Here is a 20,720-nt window from a genome sequence, read left to right as displayed (position 1 = left end):
CGCTTACATCGGGCAACAACGCCTCAGGGATCGCACCGTAGCCCGGCAGCGTCGTATCGTAGAGGTAGCTTTCGCGTGCCCGCTTGCGCACAGCATTCAGCGGGACCAGGGCCTCTGCGGGACGCGACAGCTCGTTGAGCGCCTCGGCTTTCATCAACAGGATGTCGGCATAGCGCAGGTATACATAGTTCAGGCCGGCATCACCCACCAGGTTCTGCGCGATGGACTGCCGGTGTTTGCGCACCAAGTAGCCTGTGGCCGACCACCCGGGATCGAAGGTCGTGCCCAGCACCCACGGCTGCCCTTCGCGGCCCACCGTGTAGTCCAGGCGTGGGTCCGCAACGTCGGCCTCGGTGCGCTCGAACTCATTCACAAAGTCCTGCAGCGGAACATTGAACCCGTAACCGTTGCCGGGCACTTCGGCGAACCATTGGTTGAGGTGGCTGCCCAGCTTGGGAGTTTGCAGGCTGAGGTGTTGCAGCTCGAACAGCGACTCGCTGTTGTTCTGCGTAGAGTCCAGGAAGTTGTTCTGATAGACCGGTTGCAGGCTGTACAAACCCAGCGCATCGACCTGGTCGATGACATCCAGCGTGCCCTGCCATTCACCGCGATACAAGTGTACCTTGGCCAGCAGACCATACGCCGCGCCGGTCGTTACCCGGCCCACATCCATACCGGTATAGGTATTATCCAGCACCGGGGCGGCCTCTTCCAGGTCTTTTATGATCTGCGTATATACCGCGTCGACGGAAGACAACGGTTTGTTGATCTCGTCGCTGTTGATGGGCGGCATGAGCTTGAGCGGTATCTCGCCGAATACATTGACCAGGTTGAAGTAGAAGTAAGCGCGCAGGAATTTTGCTTCGCCCAGTACGCGGTTCCGCAGGGTCACATCCATGTCGATGTTGCTGCCATAGTACAACAGGTAGTTGGCACGGGAGATGCCTTCGTAATAATGTTTCCAGAACTTTTCGAGGTAGCTGTTGTTGCGCAGGTACGTAAAATCGTCGATGTATTGGATGTCGGTCTGGTCGCCGGCCTGGCCACCCTTGGCGGCATCGTCGGAGGCAATGTCGCCGAATACCCAAAGGTCGTTGTCGGTCGAAACGAACGAGGCGACATTGTAGATGGCGTTTACCGCCAGTAATGCATGAGCCTCCGTTTTATAGAAGGTAGCATTGGAGTATGTTCCCTGCAGCTGCTCGTCCAGGAAATCAGAGCACGCTGTTGGCAGGAGTACGGCCGCGGTCAGGAGAATGCTATAGACTCGTTTCATAAGGTTTGCGCTTAGAATGAAAGGTTGACACCGAGGTTGTAGGAACGTGCGGAAGGATAAGTACCCCAATCCATACCGGCGGAGCTGTCGCCCTGGCCTTTGGCGTTGTCGCTGGTCGTCATCTCGGGGTCGAGCCCCTGGTATGAGGTGACCGTCAGCAGGTTGGTGCCCGAGGCATAGATGCGCACCGACGACAGCCCGATCTTGCCCGCCACCGCCGCCGGCAGCGTGTAGCCCAGCTGCAGGTTCTTCAGGCGGGTGTAGGAGCCATCTTCCAGGAACCGGTCGGAAAACACGTTGGCGTTGTTACCGGAGGCGTCCCACGAGGCACGCGGATATTCGTTCGTCGAGCCGGGGCCGGTCCAGCGGTTATCGAAGTAGCGCTGGGTGACGTTGAAGGCGCGATAGAACCCTTCGATGTCGCGGTTCAGGACCGAATAGATCTTCTGGCCATACGCACCCTGGAAAAAGAGCGAGAAGTCCCACTGTTTGTAGTTCAGCGCGATGTTCAGGCCGGCCGTTACTTTGGGAATGGCGCTGCCGGCGTGGCGACGATCCTCGGCAGTGATGGTATTGCTCTCGTCCTGATCTTTATACATGACATCGCCCGGCTGGATCGTGGCACCTTGGTAAGCATGGGTAAAGATCTGCGTCTTGTCCTGGAAGATGCCCTCCACTTCGTAGAGATAGAACGATCCTACCGGGTGGCCTACCTCGTTGTAGATCAAATAATCCGACCCGATCTGTCCACGGCGGACCGCGGGGTTCATGGCCAGGATCTCATTGTATAAAGTCGCGGCATTCGCCGCGATACTGTACTGCAGGTTGCCGACGGCGTTGCGATAGCTCACCGCCAGCTCGAAGCCGCGGTTCAGGATCTTACCGTTGTTGACCACCGGTGGCGCGGCGGTGCCGGCCGAGGAGGCGATCGGCTGTGACACCAGCAGGTCGGACGTGATTTTGCGGAAGTAATCCAGCGATACGGCCAGCTTGCCTTCCCAGGTCTCTACGTCTACCCCTCCGTTCAACTGCTCGCTCGATTCCCATTTTACACCGCTGTTGCCAAGCACAGACGTGGCGTAACCGTTTTGAAATACGTTGCCAAAGGGATAGTTATAGCCCGGCGTGATCATATCGGTAAAGGGGTAATCGCTGATCTCCTGGTTACCGACCTTGCCATAGCTCACGCGCAGAAGCAGGCGGTCGATCAGATCGTTGTTTTGAAGGAAGGCCTCTTTGTCCAGCCGCCAGCCGAGTGAGCCCGCATAGAAGTTACCCCATCGGTGGTCGGGGCCAAAGCGCGAGGAGCCGTCGCGGCGGAGTGTCACGCTGGCGAGGTACTTGTCGGCGTAGTCGTAGTTCACTTTGCCAAAGAAGGATTGCAGCGCGCTGCCGGTCTGGCCTTCGCTGTTCGCGCGTTGGCCCAGGCCGTTGCCGAGGTATACCAGGTTGGGATTTTGATCGGGAAAGTCTTTCTCGCTGGCATTGAGATAGTAGTTGTCGCGCTTGATCGATTCGGCGCCCAGCAGGATGCTGAGGTTGTGCACACCCAGCGTGCGCGTATAGGTCAGAAAGTTGCTATACGTCATCGTTTCACTGCGCTGGTCCGAGACCGACAACTGGTTGATGCCGTTGATGCGATCGCCGGTGCCCCAGGTGCGGTCGAAGCGCCGCTGATTCTGTTTACTATAGTCGAGGCCGACATTGGAGGTGAACTTCAGGTCCTTCAGCAGGTCTATCTCGACAAAGAACTTACCGAAGAGGCGATTGGTCAGGCGCTCGTTGTTATTATAAGCCAGCATACCCCCGGGGTTGTAGCCGTCGCCGAAGAACTGGAAGTCGTCGGGCTTGTCGACAAAGCTGCCGGTCGCGTCGTAGACCGGAATGGCCGGCGTGCGGAAGAAAGCATAGCGCACCACGCTGCCGCCGTTGCCGCCGGCGCCGTCACCCGAGCTGCCGATGATGTCGGTCTTTTCTTTGGAGAGGTTCAGGTTGATGCCGGTGCGCAGCCAGGGCTTCACCTCGGTGCTGAGATTGACGCGGCCGGAGATCCGATCGTAATCACTGCCCTTGATAATGCCTTCCTGCCCGAAGTAGTTGCCCGAGATAAAGTAGCGGGTCTTGCCATCTTTACCCGACGCAGAGATACTATGCGACTGAAGTACGCCCTTACGCAAAATGGCGTCAACCTGGTCTACATCCGGCAATGTCGACACCATTTCCTGGGGAATGAGCTTCCGGAAAAAGAGCGGGTTTGTTTTAGTAGCGTTGTCGTTGGTGGCCGCTTCGTTATAGAGGGTGACATAGTCGCGCGTGCTGGTCATGTCGATGAGACGGCTTGGCTCCTGGAACCCGACCTGGCTGCTGACCTGGATCTGTGCCTGCTGCGATGTGCCCGCCTTGGTGGTAATGATCACCACGCCGTTGGTGGCGCGTGAGCCATAGACCGAAGCCGCGCCCGCATCTTTCAGCACCGAAATGTTTTCGATGTCCTGCGACGACAGCGCGCTGATGTCCAGGGTCGGCACGCCGTCCACAATGTAGAGCGGCGAGTTGCTGCTGTTGATCGAGCCCGTGCCGCGAATGCGTACCGACACGCCCTCACCGGGTGCGCCCGTGTTCTGCGATACCACCACGCCGGGGGCGCGCCCCTGCAACGCCTGGTCGACGCCCGGCACGGGCAGCTTGCCCAGCAGGTCGCCCGTAACGGTGTTCACCGCGCCGGTGATCTTCTGCCGCTCTTCCACCATATACCCCGTCACGACCACTTCCGAAAGCGTCCGGGTATCGTCCGGCAATACCACATCGAATTGCGTACGGTTAGCGATCGCTACCGTATGGGTGGTATACCCCACCAGCGAAAACACCAGCGTGGAATCTTGCAGCCCCGCGGGCAACGTCAACGCAAAAGTGCCCGACGCATCGGTGAACGTACCGGTGCTGGTGTTGCGTATATACACGCTCACACCGGGCAGCGACTCGCCCTGCGTGCTGCGCACCGTGCCGCGAAGGGTGGTCTGGGCATAACCACAGACCACGCCGGCAAACGTTGCCAGGAATAGGAACAGATATTTCTTCCGCATAAGGTAATGTATAAGCATGGGTTACGGTTGTTGTTGATGAGGATGCGCGGTGTAGGCCACCGGCTGTTTGTCTACAGTGTATATACTTCCCTCCTGCCGCACGTCGCTGCCGGCAGGCAATACCACGAGGAGCCGGGCGGCCTTCGGCGGGATCGCAAAGCGCTGGTCCGCCCGGACATTCGCCGCGAGCACTTCCTGCGTAAGTGCATCATAAAGGTCTACCGCTTCATGTTTGTCATAATAGAACACGACGTCCTTGGCCGAATCGTACGGATTGTAATACAGGTAGGTGGGATAGCCGTCGCGCTGGTAGAAGTCGGTGGCATTGCAGTCGAGCTGCAGGATGCGGTCGACATTTGTCTTGCGGATGATCGCGCCATAGATACCGACCTGGGCAGAGCTGTACAGGCTGAGCATCGATACCTCCGGCTGTCCTTCTACCCACTTCGGACCGTCGCCGAGCGCCACAGGCTGCACGCCTTTGAGACGTTCACTACCATAGTCGTCGGCTTTGCGGATGCCTTCGTAGGCGATCACATTCTTCGATATATCTTTCTGGCCGGGCAGCCACTGGTGCGCGTCGTCGATCTCGTAGGGATAACACAGGCGCGCGGCATTGGCCGTATTGAGCATCCATTTGCCGATGGCCGTCGCATAGCGGCTGTCATACTTGGCCAGTGGCACCAACGGCCAGGCCATGGCAAAGGAGTTCATGAGAAAAGCATAGCCACCGCCGTCGATGATGTTGCCTTGCAGGCCGTGCACATCGTAATTACCCCAGCGCTCGGCAACAACTCCCCAGCCCTTGCGGCCGTTGTCGGCCACACAACCGTCAAAGGTCCAGTCCAGCAGCTTGCCCACGTCGTACTGCGTCCCATGCTCGGCGTTGAGGCGCGCCGCTACATAGGCACCAAAGGGCATAAAGATCTCGTAGAAGCGGCTCTCGGGAAGCTTGACCAACGCGTCCATCGCCGATTTTGCGCCGGCCAGGTAACGCGCGTCGCCAAACTTCTGATAGGCACAGTATAATACATACGCGTGCCCGGCGGCGGCATCCTGCTGATACGGTATATGGTTGCGCATGCCGGTCATGCGCGCATAGTCGAAGTAGGAATAATCGTAGTTACCGTGCAGTACCGAGTCGGCTTTATAGAACTGCTCGGCAATGATGCGTTGCAGGCTGTCGGCCCGCGGCACGTTGGGAAACAGGTCGCACACCGCGTAGTACAGCACGTTGGGAAAAACATCGTACCACCAGTCGCGGCCATAACCGCCGCCCAGCAGGGCTACGGCGGGAGTGGTATTGTTCATCATAATATTCCAGTCGTTGTCGCTGTTGAAATAGGCCTGTAACATGCGCACGTAGTTGTTGCCGTCCTGCCGGGTCTTATCGATGCCCACGAGGCCGGCCCCGAGGATGGCCCCCATGGCGTTGAGCGCTTCGTGAAACTCGGCGTTGCCACGGGGCCCCTGGCGCACGTCGCCGATGACGGTATACAGGCCGAAGGCGGTCTGTTTCAGGTTGTGCCGGGCACTGTCGATCCAGAGAAAGGGCAGATACGGCCCTTGCAACGTGCGGTTGAAGACATACTGGTCGAAATTGTGTGCCTTCTCATACCAGTCGAGCATTTTATAGGGCTCGGGCCGGTCGGGCATGGCGTTGATGCGCGCAACACGCTCTTGCGGCACAGGGGTAGGCTTCGGGCCGCACGCGGCCAGGAGCACGGTAACAATCAAAAGTGTAGTATAACGGATCATTTGTCTAAGCGATTACATTCCCGGATGATATGACGCGCCACGGGCACGGAGGCCAGCTGCATGACGGCGATGACGATGAGCGAATATTTCAGGGCAAACGCTTCGGAGACGTACGAGGCAAGTACAATGAAGAGCCCCAGGCCGATGAGCCGCCCCACGAAAAGCCCGAACTCGTGGTTGAAGATGTAGGTGAACTCATTGCGCCCTTCGATCCGGGACACGACGTCGATGACACGCATCTGGATGGGAAAGTACGCGATGTCGTGCAGCGGCTGGAACAAGACTTTGCACAGCACAAAGACGATGACGCCGAGCGCGGAGAACAACAACCCATTGGCCAGGGTACCGGCCAGGAAGATCGCCAGCGCGATGGTCAGAATAAAGACACGATGCCGCGGGCCTGTAAACCGGCCCAGTATATAGAGCATAAAGGCCGTGACCACACCACTGACGGCCTGTACCACGCCGAGAGAGCCTTCGTTACCGACCAGCCGCATGACCAGGATGGCCGGCGCCGTGACCAGGTAGCCCTGCGCCAGGCCTTTCAGACCGGCAAGACCCAGCATCTTCTTCCACAACACGTGAAACCGGAAGTATAAAAAGCGCGGCTGTGCGGGGTTGCGGAATTTCTCCTGCTGGATAACCACGCTCGAGAGAATGGTGAGGATAAAGACGACGATGGTGACCGCCTGGTACGCCCGGGTGATGTTGCCGTTGAACCACGCAGCGCTTTCGGACTGCGCGATAAATGCGCCGACCACGAACGGCACCAGGATGAATGTGAGCGTATAAAAGAACGTCTCCAACCCATAGTAATAATTGCGGTTGCCGTCGTGGGTGGTCGCCAGCGCGAGATAATCGCGGTTGGCCCAGAAGAATCCGAAGGAACAGCCCATCAGGATGCCCGCGATGCCGACACCTGCGGCCGACAGGTTTTCCAACGTCATCATGACAAGCATGGACAACCCGCTGAGCAACATACCGAAGCTGTAGAGATAGGAGATCCGGACCCGGTTCAGCAAGAAGCCGTTCACGAGGAACGTAAGCGGAATGCCGGCGTATACCGTCAGTTGATACAATGCCACGATGGTGGGATCATTGGAGCTGCGCATGATATACGCGCCGACAAAGATCTCGATGACCGGCAGCACAAAGGCGTAGATCATATTAGTGACCAGCAATACGCGCATATCGCGCGGCATGCCGAGGAAAAAGCGGTACTCGTTACCGGGATGCATGATGAGCCCCACCAGGCTGACGCTGCGTTGCGCCGGGGCCTCCGGGGCGTGTAGCGCTGTCTCAGAGGATATCTTTTCCATGGTGAGTGGTTTGTTTCAGGGTGTCGAGGATTTCATGGATCGAAAGCGTGGCGCCGCAGATCACTTCGTCACTGGCGCCGTAGTATAGATAGACCGTGTCGCCCTCCACGTGGTGGCCATTGGTGAACACGACGTTGCCGAAGAAGCCGGTGCGTTCGTAGGCCGCCAGCGGCTCGACAAGCGGTTGCTCGCTGCGGGCCAGTACCCGTGACGGATCTTCGAGGTCGAGCAGCAAGGCGCCGAGACAATAGCGGTGCTCGTGGTTGGCACCATGGTATATTTCCAGCCAGCCGTCTTCGGTTTTGATCGGGGCCGCCCCGGCCCCTACCCGTGCGCTGTCCCAGTGGTGCGGACGGGTGGTGGCGATACAGCGATGATTGCCCCAGTGGATCAGGTCGGGCGACTCCGCCAGCCAGATATAGTTGCCCCCCAGCTGCGGACTGCTGGGCCGGTGCAAGGCATAGTACAGGTCGCCGATCTTCTCTTCGAAAATGGCGCAGTCTTTATTGTGCGGCGGGAAGATCAATCCGCGCCGATCGATGTGTTTCCAATCTTGTGTTTGCATAAGGCCGACCCCCACGCCGAGTGACGACACCGCGGTGTAGGTAAGATGATAGGTATGCCCGATGCGTGTGACACGGCAATCTTCGATGCCGTATGCCTCCAGGGGGCCTTCGCCAAAAATGGGCGCATACCCCTCGGGCTCATAGAATCGCAAACCGTCGTCGCTGCACACCAGGCGCAGGTGCGAGAGGGTTGTGAGATAATCCTGGCCGTTGTAGCGGATCACGCGGGGATCGGAGGAATCCAGCCCGGGATCGGCCTTGTCGAACGTGCGGATCGCAATGCTGCCGTCGGCATCGTATACCGGGAAGCTTACCTTACCGGGTTCCTGCTCGGGCATTTCGGCCACCCGCAACAGCAACCACAGTTTGCCTTCGTAGGTGAAGACACCCGGGTTGAGCAGGCATTCTATCTTCATACCCGCCCGGCTGGGTTTGAGGTCCGCCGGCCGGAGCAGCGGATTCACGGAAAATCTCTTCGCAAGGTCCATCTTCTGCACGTTTAGGTTTGGCGATCTCCTGATCAGGGGAGCAGGAAACGTTTGCAAATCTTTTCAGAAATCGTCTGCGGGGCGTCCACTATCTTTTTTATTCCGTACGCTGGAGTGGAAAAATCGCGTAATCCGAGAACGGAGAGGACAAAAAAGTACCGGGTGGACAACTTTGTCCGGTTTGTGATGGCGGGAATGCTTAGGTTTGTTTGCAAACGATTGATCTACCGAGGGATCCCGCATTATGATCAAGCACCTGGCTTTTGCAGGGCTGCTGCTGGCCGCGGCAACCGGCCATTCCAACCCCTGGCCCTACCAGCATATCGACAAGCGCGATGGACTTTCCAACAGTGCCATCACGTCCATTTATATGGACCTCCACGACTACGTCTGGTTCGGCACCTGGGATGGTCTGAACCGCTACGACGGTACAACCGTAAAGGTCTATAAGCCCGATCCCTTCAACCGGGGCACGATCAGCAACAACATCGTCCGGGATTTCCTGGAGGATAAGCAGGGAAACCTGTGGGTGGTGACCCATAAGGGCATCAATAAATATGATGGGGATACTGATACGTTCGAACCGTTCCAAACGAGCCTGAACGGCTCGCCTTTCCAGGAATATAGTTTACGGGCGTGCCTGGGGCCGGATTCAGCGGTGTGGACAACGTTCATCGGTCAGGGCATCAGCCGCTACGAGGCTGCGCAACACGCATTCGTGCCGGTAACGTTTCGCGACATCGACGCCGACTGGTTGAAAAATGTAGCGGGCATGGGCAGCCACCAGGGATTGCTCTATCTGCTGGGCACGGATGGGACGCTCTTTTGTACGCTGAATAACAAACCGGTCTTTCGCAAAAAACTGGCGGCGCCCGGAGCCATTCGCCTGCACCGGTTCTTTCGCATTGGCCATACCGCGTACCTCGCGGTGTCTACACGCAAGGGCCTCTCGCTGATCAACTTGTCGGACCTGGCCAGCGAACCGCAGGTGCTGCAGCTTTCGGCCTTCCCCGTCTCCTCGATCTCGGAGAATAAAGATCATACCGCCGTGTGGGTCGGTACGGAAGCCGGTGACATTTACCGCGTGACGGCCTCGGCCCCCGGTGAGTTCACGGCCGAAAACATGGCCGCGTACTTTCCGCAGTTTGCACAGGCGCAGCGCAAGATCCTGACCATCACAGAAACGCGGCAGGACATTTTGTGGGTGGGCACCGACGGCGACGGGCTGTTTAAGTTCCTGACACGCAACAACCCCTTCCGCTCGATCGTAGCGGGCCCGGCGAGCGGTGGTAATCTTTCGAACAGTATTGTTCGCTCGGTGCTTCAGGACACCGATGGAACGCTTTATGTGGGCACGCGTAGCGGGGGACTTAACATTCTCCGGCCTGCACAACGGGAAATGACGGTATTAAATACGGCACACGGCCTGAGCAATAACACGGTATTGTCGTTGCGCAAGGATCATTCAGACAACCTTTGGATCGGCACCGACGGCGAAGGCATCGATATGCTGGAGAAGAATACCGGCCGCATCCGGCACTTTCCGCGCGATTTCGAGAATGCACCGGCCCTGACGTTCGGCAACGTGTATGCTATCTGCATTGACGCGTACGGCGGGCTTTGGCTCGGTACCAGCGGCCACGGCGTGGTGCACCTGGTGATCGAGGCCACGCCACGGGGCACCTACCGACTGGCGTCGCACCGCCAGATCACCTATGGCAATGCCTCCCAGGAGCAGGCTACCATCAACAGCAACGTCGTTTATACGATCGTGGAAGAGACCCCTAACATTCTGTGGTTCGGTACACGCGGGGCAGGAATATACCGATACAATTCGCTGGCGGACAAGATCGAGGAACATATCCACACAGGCGCAGGCACTCCCAACCGTCTGAGCAACGACGACGTGCTGAGTCTTTTCCTGGGCAGCAAGGAAGAGCTGTGGATCGGCACGAGCGGCGGCCTGAACCGTATCTCGCTACACCGCCGCCCGTATCACAACCTGCATTATACACAGCACGACGGCCTGCCCAACAATACGATCCACGGTATCCAGGAAGACTATAGCGGGGCCATCTGGGTCTCGACAAACAACGGCCTGGTATTGTTCGACCCCGTGCGAGGCAGCTTTAAGGGGTTTGATGCCAACGATGGCCTGCAGAACCATGAGTATACCGACGGCGCGTCGTTCCATGCGGCCGGCACCGACGCGCTTTACTTCGGCGGCATCAACGGACTGGACATCATCCACCCGGCGCGCCTCGATACGATCCGCTATTTTCCGCGCCTGACGCTGGCCGAGTTCCTGATCCGCAACGTACCGGTTACTGCAGGCGACAGCAGCGCCGTGCTGCGCAAACATATCGACCGCACCGACGTCGTCAACCTGGCATACGACCAGAATTTCCTGAGCTTCCACTTCACCACGCTGGACTACTGGAATAAACAACGCACCCAGTATAAATACCGGCTGGAGAACTTCGACAAGGACTGGAACCTCATCCACCAGCAGTCGGTCATCAACCTGACGAATATTCCACCCGGCGATTATACGCTCGTCATCAACTATACCAACGAGAACGGCGTATGGAGTCCGACGCCCAAAAGCATCGCCATCGTCATTGCCCCGCCCTTCTGGAGGACAGGGTGGGCGTATACCGTTTATATATTCCTGCTGGCAGGCCTGCAGGCCGGTATTATATTGTACATCCGCAGGCGTGCCCGGGCGAAACGGGCGGCAGCCATTCATACCTTCCGCCTGCAGCAGGAGAAAGAGCTGAACGACTATAAGCTACGCTTTTTCACCAACATTGCGCATGAGTTCCGCACGCCGCTCACGCTCATCCTCGGGCCCGTGATCACGCTCATCAAAAAAGCATCGTCCGTACAGGAAAAGAACCAACTGAACACGATCTATAGTAACTCCCTGCGCCTGCAAAAGCTGATCGACGAACTGATCCAGTTCCGGAAGATCGAGAGCGGCAAGGAAAAAGCCAACATCGCCCCGGTAGAGCTGGTGGCGTTTACGCAGGAGATTGTGACGTCGTTCGAGCAGCACGCCCTGGAGCACGACGTAACGCTGGAATTTATACCCGCCGCCGAAACACTGCAGGGGTGGATCGATGCGCGCAAGCTGGAGAAGATCCTGATCAACCTCGTCTCGAACGCCATTAAATATAACGTTAAAGGCGGATCCGTAACGGTGCGGCTGGAGGAAACCGGCGGCCAGGCGCGGTTTGTCGTGGAAGATTCGGGCATCGGCATTGCGCCGGACGCCCAGGCGAAGATCTTCGAAGCATTTTACCAGCACCCCGGGTCGCTCAGTGCCGACCCGGGATTCTCTTCGAGCACCGGCATAGGCCTGTCGCTTACGCGGAGCCTGGTGCAGGTACACCAGGGCCAGCTCCTGCTGAGCTCACAGCCCAGCAAGGGCTCCGTGTTCACCGTGACACTGCCGGTATCACGCGAGGCTTACCAGGTGCCGGACGACAACAACATCTTTTTACCGGTAAGCAACCTGGCGGAGACGGTATCACAGGAATTCGGCTTCCGGCCCATGGAAACTCCGCGGCCGCTGTACGAACCCGAGCGTGAGCCCCGCCCCTATTCCATCCTGGTGGTGGACGACAACCCGCAGATCGTGATCCTGCTCCAGAATATCCTGGCGGATAAGTATCACGTACTGACGGCCGCAAACGGGCGCGAAGCGCTGCACGTGCTCGACGACGAGAAGGTAGACCTGGTGATCAGCGATGTACTGATGCCCGAAATGGACGGGCTTATGCTGTGCCGGAATATCAAAGACAATATTCAGACATCGCACATTCCGGTCATCCTGCTGACGGCCAAAGGTGAGATCGAAGACCGCATCGAGGGCCTGCAGGTAGGCGCCGACTCGTATATACCTAAGCCATTCCACCCGGAACATCTTTTTATCCGCATTGAAAAGCTGATCAAGACACGCGAGCAGGCCCGGAAACGCTTTGCCAACCTGGCTGATGTCGAGCTGGGGCAACTGTCAACCGGCGTCGGCGAAAAAGATGATGAATTCTTCGGGAAGATCACGGCGTGTATCCAACGACACCTGAACGACCCGGAGTTCACGGCGGATGTTATTTCAGACGAGATCGGAATGAGTAAGGCCTCCCTGTATAAGAAAGTCAAGGCGCTGACGAACCAGACGCCACACGGGCTTATCAAACAATATAGATTGCGGAAAGCAGCGGATCTCTTGAAGGATGGAAGTATGAGCGTGTCGGAAGTGATCTATGAGACCGGTTTTAACAGCCGGTCGTATTTCTATAAGTCGTTCAATGAGATGTTTCATTGTCATCCCAAGGATTTTGGCAGGACGACGTCGGCTTGATGTTTTGAGGAGAAGAGTGAGAGTGAGAACGAAGAAAAAACAGAGCGAGTGTGTTCGCACCCGCTCTGTTTTAAAACCGCCCCCCATGCGGGTCAATGCACGTGGGCAGATGCAACTTAATCCTCAACCTAACATGATATGAGGCTCTTAGTTTGTCAGGTAGCCGGAGAAGTAGAACTCGGGGTTTCCCTGACTGAAGAAGCCGCCGGTGAGAGCCTCGGTGCCACCGACAAATTCCACTTTGAAACTGCTGTTGTCGATGTAGGTGAACAGGTCGGCCATGAGCGGGGCAATGGCCTTGGCATTGTCCTCGGCCGCGGTGTTCGTGCCGAAACCGTAGATGCCGTCGGCCGACAAAGTATATTTGTAGTTGTACTGACACCAGAATACATTGTTGTTCTGGATCACCCGTACCACCAGGTACATGGTGTTTGTGCTGACGTCAAAGCCCACGAACATGTCGTACAGCTCGATCGGTACTTCCCACGTCTGCAGCTCGGCGGCGAGCGCCTGGTAGAGCTCCGTAAAGCGTGGCGACTGTCCGCGAAGCGGCTTCTGGGCAGAACCCGGGGGCACCAGCACGGCAAAATAGTCCGCGCCCAGCATGTCCTGGATGGGGATGCTCGGATGGAAGAAGTATAGATCGGGGTTTTGGATGACCGGCGTGGAGGTACTGCCCGTTTTTACATAATAGCGCTTGCCGGTGTCATCCCACAACAGCTCCTGGATGGTCTGGCCATAGGCGCGAATGGGGGTGTTCAGCAAGATACCTTGCATCGACACCGAGTATGCCCGAGGCGTTACTTCTACCCGGGTGCCATCGTCGGAGATGTATTGGGCGGTAAGCCTCTTCGCGTCGGGGTTCAGGGCGAAGGTAATGGTGCGATCGTCACCGAGGGTCAGCTGCAGGCCGTCACCGCTGAGGCCATACGCGAGGATGTCTTTGATCCGCCCCTTGAGCACGAGCTCCTGCTCTTCGGCGGTAGCCTGTACCAGCGTCATCCGCGCACCGCGTTGCAGCCCCTCCAGCAGAATGCTGTCGGCGGTGGTCCGGGCAAAGGCAAATTCAAAATCCGACTGTTGCCCCACGCCGTCGGGGCCTCCGTTTACGCCACCTTTGGGATCGGCCGGCAGGTGAATATACGAGTATGTGGGAAAGCTCAGCGTAGCGGTCTGCAAAGCCTTCAGCTCCCACGTGGCGCTTTGTACGGTACCCGCGGTGCCGGGGTTGAAGTCCGACAGCATGCTGACACGGCCGTCGGCAGCAAAGTCGAGGTAATAGAAATACTCGATGCCCGAGCCGGTGATCAGCGACGCCTTCCAGCCGTGCGGCGCGCTCTGGAGCTGGGCGTTGTATTCGTCGAGTGCTTTTTGCAGACGCGCTTCGGCGGTCTCGCTAAAAACGCGGTCGTAGTCCTTCTCGCAGGAGAAGAGTGCCGCGGCCGTTACCAGCAGCGACAAGGTATATTTTTTAAATATAGTGAAGTTCATACGTTCGGCTACGGGGTTAGGGTTTTAATACACCGAGGCAATATGCGTTCGGTGCGTAGACGGGGTACAGGGCGGCATAGCGATAACCGGCGCAGGTCTCGGCCCAGTCGAAGAAGAATGGACCGACGAAATAACCCGGCACCCAGACGACACCATACTTCTCGACCAGCTCCCTGGCAGCGGCGTCCATGATCGGGCCCGACAGGCCGTATTCCCCCACGGCGTCGTCTACCGGATCTTCTACAAGCTCGTAGATAAAGTTGGCGGCTTTGTATTCCCGCACTTCGGTGTTGGTGTTATAATAATACAAGGTCAGCATGACTTTGTTTGCTTCGAAGAACGTGAGGCGGTAGTTGTAGTCCAGCGCCATGTCGTACGCGTGCAGCGTATTGTTATCGGCGGCATAGCGGCTGGTGACTTCCGACGACTCGATCATCGTCATAAGGTCGATGGAAAAGGTCTGGTACTGCTTACCATAACCCCACACGTCCAACAACGGCGGCGGTTGCTCGCCCCCACCGTTGCCGTTGTCGGGCGCCATGGCGGTGATGGCTTCCTGTACTTTTGCCTGCAGCGCGTAGAAGTCGATCTTAAAGGCCTTCTGAAAATATTCCACCACCAGCTTCTCTTTGCGGCGCAGCGCCTCATATGACGCCGCCGTTGTTTCGCAGCTCAGGATGTCTTCGTAAGCGGCACGACCTTCGATGAGCATCATGGAGGTCATCTCGGCAAAGTCTTCGTCGGGCGATGCCATGGCATAACTCGTGATAAAGCCCGCGGCGCGGGCGTCGGCCAGCGGGATCGTCGTCCACGCGGCGGTATAGGCGCCAGGGGTAACTTCCTTAAACTCCGGCTGGAACGAGACGTTCTGGTTGAGAATGTGCGTAAACTCGTGCTCGATGGTGTGCATCATCTGTTTCACTTCAAAGGCATCGGTCTTTACGAAGTCGTTGATGACGTAGAGTACCACTTTGCGACCTCCTTCCGCCGTACCCAGCGTGATCGACCCATCGAAGTTATACCGGGCGCTGCCCACCAGCACAAATTGCTTAGGGCAGAGCTTCTTGATGAAGTTGGCGCCGGCGATGTCCACAAAGGGATCGATCCATACCTTGTCCACTACCTCCATCACTTCCTGCACTTTGCTCTCGCGCGGGGGTACGAGGGTTTTATAGATATCGGACTCGGATGCATCCCATTTATATTTTACTTCAATATTGTATGGGCCTGTAAAGTTATCGAACAGCCAGTGGTCGAGCGCAGTCTTATCGGCAGGGTCGCCGTCGACCAGCTCAGGCTCGCGCAGCTGATCGTTGTAGGGATCGTTGCAGGACACTGCCGTGAGCAGGGCGACGATGGCGGTGAAAATGATTTTTGTATAGCGCATAAGCGTATTGTCTGTCGTGAATAATGTTTACCGGGCGTTGGGCGGCAGGCCACCCGTGGTGACGGCTTCGCGCGGCAGCTGCAGCACGCGGCGCGGGTCGTTGGGTTTAAGCTCCAGCACCTCGCCCTGGTAGGTATTGTGCTTCACCGGCAGGTTGTGGCGTAGGATATCGAACCACCGCATGCCTTCGTGCAGGAACTCTACCCGGCGGAATGCCAGGATGGCTTTGACGACAGCATCCTGGTTGCTGGTGGCATAGCCGTAGTAATAGTCGGCGATCCACTCCGGTGCCATCTGGTTGCGGGCGCTGTAGTCTACGATGCGCGTGCTGGCCCAGATATCGAGCTCTTGCACGGCCGTGCCCAGGTTCTTTTGCATGGCATAGGCCTCGGCGCGGTTGAACAATACTTCCTCGGCGGTGAACAACGGCATGATGGTATACACATAGCCGGTGTTGGCGTTGAGGCCCACCTGCACGAAGTGCTCGCGGAACTTGTTGACGAAGTATACATTGAAGGAACGATAGAACACCGAGTACGCAAACTCGCCGCCGGCGGGGTTCTCGTTGAAGATCTCCTGGTACCGCAAGGCTCCGGTGGCATAGCGCTGGGCCGAGAATGTACGTGTCCAGTCGGACAGCGTCTCGCACAACAGGATATTGGCGGTTTCGGTAGCCTTGGTGTAGTGGATCAACAGTTCGGTAGCGGAATAGCTTTTATAGGTCGTATTCCAGGGACGCAGGTACCCACGGATCTCGCCGGAAGGAATGGCGGCGTTGCAGTGCTCAAGCACCTTGGCATAGTCCCGCTTGAACAGGTAGAAGCGCGAGGCAAAGGTGTGCGCCGCCATCTGTGTGAAGTGATATTTCACCACTCCCGTGGAACTCTCGCCTTTCATGTAGGCCTTGTCGTCGATAAGCGGCAGGCCTTCGGTAAGGTCTTGCTCGATCATGCTGTATACATACTCGACCGTTTTGCGCTCGTAGTTTTTAAACGATTGCTCTTCAGGGTCGGTAACGTACGGTATGCCGGGATCGGCCCCGGCCGTGTTAGGATTATAGGTTTTGGCAAACAGCGTTACCAGCATGAAGTGCGCGTACGCACGGGCGACGAGAGCTTCTCCTTTCTGTGGCGCGAATAGCTCGGGCGTACCGCTGTTGTTGATGTACTCCAGCGCGTGGTTGGCGGCCGCAATGGCCTTGTAGCAGCCGTTCCAATAATCTTCAGGTGTATCTTGCGCGGTAGAGGTGCCGTCGCGCCAAAAGTACGGGTCCGCGTTACGCGGGTCTTGCGGCGCCGCAGGGTTGTCTTCGACGTTGTCGGACATCGCCTCGCAGAACATGGCGTAGTTCGTTTCGGGATAGGCGGTGACAAGCAGCTCCGCCAGTTTCTCCTGGGAATCGAGCGTGGCGCGGTTATCGGGCGACTCGGACAGGAAATCGCCGCAGCCGCTGAGCAGGCCCAACACGACGAGCCATGCAGCCGGCCGGAGAATAATAGTATAGTTCATGATGTTCATGGCAAAGATTTAAAAACTCAGTTTGACAGAGGCGGTGATCTGTTTGGCTACGGGCATGGCCACACCGCCGGAGCCAAAGAACTCGGGGTCTTGCCCGTACAGGTCACGATCGGCATAGAGCAGCCAGAGGTTGGTGCCCGTAAGCGTGAGCGAGGCCGTTTCAAAGCCGGTGCCGGTAAGCATACGCGACGGCAGGTTGTACCCCAGCAACACCGTGCGCAGGCGTACGAAAGAGCCGTCCGCTACACGCGCCGTGGAGTAATTGTAGCTGTTATAGGGATAAACCGAGCCGAGTGAGCCCAGCGTGATCCCGTCCGGTATCGAGGGAATGTCGGTATACCGCTCGTCGCCGCGCATCACCCAACGGTCGAGGAACTCGCGGGGCATGGCGTCGAGGTCGCTGTAGGAGCTCTGGAAGGCCGGGTTGAGACGGATCTTGTTCCCGGCCTGGTACGTCAGGAAGACGTTCAGCGTAAAATTCTTATACCGTACGGCATTCGACCAGCCGCCGGTTATGGTCGGATCGATCGATCCCTCGTACTTCAGGTGTTTTGTCTCCAGGCTCTGCATGTATACATCGGAGCTGACTTCGCCGTCGTGGTTGATAAACAGCGGCACGCCCGTTTTGGGATCGAGCCCCTGAAAGTCGATGGAGAAGAGGCCCCGCACGGGGTATCCCTCCAGCGCACCACCGTCAGGAAACACCAGGTCGATGATGCGCGGCTGGTTCTTGAGGTTGGTGATCTCGCTCTTGTTGTGACTGAAGATAAACGAAGTTGACCAGTTCCAGTTGCCGCGGATGTATACCGGCGCTCCCAACGAGAGGTCTATACCGTGTGACTTCATGTCGGCATAGTTCACGGCTTTGTAAGCCTCGCCGCCGACGCCGGGCGTTTTGATGACGCCGATCAGGTCGAAGTGGTTCCGACGGTAATAATCCAGCGTGACGGTGTATTTGTTCAGGAAGCCGGTATTTACGCCGACGTTCACCTCATACTGTTTCTCCCAGGTGAGGTCAGAGTTCTCGAGTCCCTCGATGATGATCTGCGACTCGTTCTCGTCCAGGGACGGCCGCGGCGTGGTGCCACTGCGGTACACCACCGACGAGTTGGTGGCATTGCCCGCGTTGGCCGTAAGGCCATAACCCGCGCGCAGCGTGAGGAAGTCTATAAAGCGTGTGGTTTCCATAAAACGCTCGGAGTCGATGTTCCAGGCGCCGCTCACGTTCCAGGTAGGCAGCCAGCGCGCCGTGGTGGATTCGCCCAGGCGATTGGAACCGTCCATGCGGCCCGTAGCATTGAAGATGTATTTACCTTTGTAAGCGTAGTTGCCGGAAGCATAGAAGCTGGCGTAGCGATCGTGCGTATTGCCCATGCCGAAGTAGCTGAAGTTACCTTCCAGCAGCTGTTTAATGATGCGGTAGTCGGTAAACGCCACACCGCCCTTGCTGAACTGGTAGCCATAGCCGTTGTTAAACGAGTTCTGCCGGTCTACCTGGCGCACCTCCTGGCCGGCCACGGCGTGGATGACGTGGTTGGTGTTGAGCGTATAGTTCCAGCTCAGCTGGTTCTTGAAGTAGTAGCTCACCATCTGATCGTCGGAGCGGTTGTAGAAACCGCCTTCCGGCAGCACGATGACCGGGTCCGCATTGGGGAAGTCGGGGTTGTAGTACAGGAACTTGTTGCCCTGGCGTACAACCTGGGAGTTGGCGGCGCGGTAGGCTTCCGCCATGTTCGACCCTTCGGCCACGTTGTGCTCCGTGCTCGTGCGCACCTGCCGGTACGCGCCGGTGAAGTCATACTTGAGGTTGGACAGGATGGCGTAGCTGGCCTCGCCCTGTAGCTTGAGGTCGAGCTGTTTGAGGTTGATGTAGTTGTTGTCGATCTCGTTGAGGATGTTGAAGGGCGCGTAGTTGCGTGTGAAATATTCACGGCGGCCCTGCTCGTCGAACGCGGTCAGCGTGCGGCTGGTGTTGAGCGCATAGCTGAACGGGTTGATGTCGAAGTCGCGGTTAAAGCTGCCCTGCACGGCGTCGGTTTGCCGCGCAATGGTGCCGGGTACACGCTGGTCGCGCACCGCACCGGCCGCCTGGATGCCCAGGCTGAGCTTGTCGGAGAGCTTGAAGGTGCCGCGGGCGTTGACGGTATAGCGTTTAACGTTGTCGGCAAGCGTCCAGCCGTTGTCGTTGTAAAAGCTCGTGGACACGTACAGCTGCGACGTTTCGGTACCGGAAGATACACCGACCGAGTGCTCTTGCACAAAGGAGTTCTTAAACAGCAGGTCGAACCAGTCGGTATTGGCCATGGCATACCGGCGCAGGAATGCATTGCGTGCTTCGGGCGTATTGGGCAGCGCGAACGTGCCGTCGTCTTCGTCGAAGTCGGTGTTGATCATATCATACATCTTGCGAAAGACACCGCCGTTAGCGCCGCGGGAGGCATCGGAGTGGTTGAGCAGGCCCTTGCGGTCGAGCTCGCGATAGACCGCCATCTGATCGGACGAGTTCAGGATGTTATACGAATCGTACGTCGGCTTGAGATACGTGGAGAAATTGCCGGTATAGGTCACGACAGGTTTGCCCACCCTACCCTTCTTGGTCTTGATCACAATGACACCGTCTTTGGCACGAGCGCCGTACAACGCCGTGGCAGAAGCATCCTTGAGGATGGTAAAGCTCTCGATGTCGTCGCTGTTGAGGCCGGCCACCGAGGAACCGATAAGGGTGTTCGGGTCGCCGGTGGTCAGTTGATCGGCAGAGACGTTTACGACGTCTTCGAGCACCGCCCCATCGACCACCCAAAGGGGCTTGTTGTCGCCCGTGATCGACGTGGCGCCGCGGACACGGATCTTCGGTGCTGCCCCAAAGGTGCCGGACACGTTTTGCACCGATACCCCGGCCGCTTTTCCTTGCAGCATGCGGCTGACGTCCGTGGTGCCGTCGGTCTTCACATCGTTGGCAGACAGGTTCACCACCGAGCCGGTGAACAGCCGTTTGTCCACTTCCTGGTAGCCGGTAGAGACGACCGTCACTTCGTTGAGATGCGTAATGTCTTCTTCTAACGTAATGTCGATGGCGCTGCGATTGGACGCCGGTACTTCCAGGGGTTTATAGCCGATGAAAGAGAACACGAGGATCGCGTCGGGCGCGGCTTGCAGCTGATACTTGCCGTCGACGTCGGTAATGGTGCCGACGGTCGTGCCCTTGACGGATACACTTACGCCGGGCAACCCTTGTTTGTCGGTGCCGGAGGTCACCCGCCCCTTGATGGGCGTGCCTTGTACCAGGGGGTGACTATATACGGCTGCCTGTGTGCCTGGGGTCACGGCGAGGGACAAGAGCCCAAGTACAAACGTTCCCCGGACGGCACCCTGGGCCAGGCGCCAAAAGGCCTGCCCGCATGCTGTTTTTTTCATGTTGTAAAAAGATTTGATAATAGGGTAATGAGTACTTCCCCTGCACGTGGCAGG

At 57.7% G+C, this 20,720-nt stretch carries 10 protein-coding genes; 1 reads left to right on the top strand and 9 read right to left on the bottom strand.

Annotated features, from left to right (window positions below):
• The 5 genes from KK078_RS15570 to KK078_RS15550 form a co-directional block, all read right to left on the bottom strand.
• On the bottom strand, nucleotides 1-1,276 hold a 1,276-nt coding region (locus KK078_RS15570; protein ID WP_254091215.1), incomplete at its 3' end, for a RagB/SusD family nutrient uptake outer membrane protein.
• Between the two features lie 11 nt (nucleotides 1,277-1,287).
• Nucleotides 1,288-4,359: a SusC/RagA family TonB-linked outer membrane protein gene (locus tag KK078_RS15565; RefSeq protein ID WP_254091214.1), complete on the bottom strand. Its 3,072-nt coding sequence runs from the start codon at nucleotides 4,357-4,359 to the stop codon at nucleotides 1,288-1,290.
• Nucleotides 4,360-4,380: 21 nt separating this feature from the next.
• Nucleotides 4,381-6,117, bottom strand: a complete 1,737-nt coding sequence (locus KK078_RS15560; RefSeq protein ID WP_254091213.1) for a hypothetical protein — start codon at nucleotides 6,115-6,117, stop codon at nucleotides 4,381-4,383.
• A complete protein-coding gene (locus tag KK078_RS15555; RefSeq protein WP_254091212.1) occupies nucleotides 6,114-7,436 on the bottom strand; it encodes an MFS transporter in 1,323 nt (440 codons plus the stop codon). The genes KK078_RS15560 and KK078_RS15555 overlap by 4 nt, the downstream gene beginning before the upstream one ends.
• A complete protein-coding gene (locus tag KK078_RS15550; protein WP_254091211.1) occupies nucleotides 7,417-8,490 on the bottom strand; it encodes a glycoside hydrolase family 130 protein in 1,074 nt (357 codons plus the stop codon). The genes KK078_RS15555 and KK078_RS15550 overlap by 20 nt, the downstream gene beginning before the upstream one ends.
• 244 nt (nucleotides 8,491-8,734) lie before the next feature.
• Between KK078_RS15550 and KK078_RS15545 the strand changes: the two genes are divergently transcribed.
• Nucleotides 8,735-12,856, top strand: a complete 4,122-nt coding sequence (locus KK078_RS15545; RefSeq protein WP_254091210.1) for a hybrid sensor histidine kinase/response regulator transcription factor — start codon at nucleotides 8,735-8,737, stop codon at nucleotides 12,854-12,856.
• A 147-nt stretch (nucleotides 12,857-13,003) separates the two neighbouring features.
• Here KK078_RS15545 and KK078_RS15540 read toward each other — a convergent pair whose 3' ends face one another.
• From KK078_RS15540 to KK078_RS15525, 4 genes are read right to left on the bottom strand one after another with little or no spacing between them, the layout of a single operon-like run.
• Nucleotides 13,004-14,347, bottom strand: a complete 1,344-nt coding sequence (locus KK078_RS15540) for a DUF4302 domain-containing protein (protein ID WP_254091209.1) — start codon at nucleotides 14,345-14,347, stop codon at nucleotides 13,004-13,006.
• Nucleotides 14,348-14,363: 16 nt separating this feature from the next.
• Nucleotides 14,364-15,734 (bottom strand): zinc-binding metallopeptidase, encoded by a 1,371-nt coding sequence (locus KK078_RS15535; RefSeq protein WP_254091208.1) that lies wholly within the window; start codon nucleotides 15,732-15,734, stop codon nucleotides 14,364-14,366.
• 27 nt (nucleotides 15,735-15,761) lie between these two features.
• Nucleotides 15,762-17,252, bottom strand: coding sequence for a RagB/SusD family nutrient uptake outer membrane protein (locus KK078_RS15530; RefSeq protein ID WP_254091207.1), 1,491 nt, complete (start codon nucleotides 17,250-17,252; stop codon nucleotides 15,762-15,764).
• Nucleotides 17,253-17,261: 9 nt separating this feature from the next.
• Nucleotides 17,262-20,666, bottom strand: a complete 3,405-nt coding sequence (locus KK078_RS15525; RefSeq protein ID WP_254091206.1) for a SusC/RagA family TonB-linked outer membrane protein — start codon at nucleotides 20,664-20,666, stop codon at nucleotides 17,262-17,264.
• Between the last annotated feature and the right edge of the window lie 54 nt (nucleotides 20,667-20,720).

The organism is Dawidia soli (genome assembly GCF_018598185.1).
Taxonomy (GTDB): domain Bacteria; phylum Bacteroidota; class Bacteroidia; order Cytophagales; family Cyclobacteriaceae; genus Ohtaekwangia; species Ohtaekwangia soli.
The sequence above is the reverse complement of the archived record's forward strand: the minus strand, read 5'-3'. Positions and strand labels throughout refer to the sequence as shown.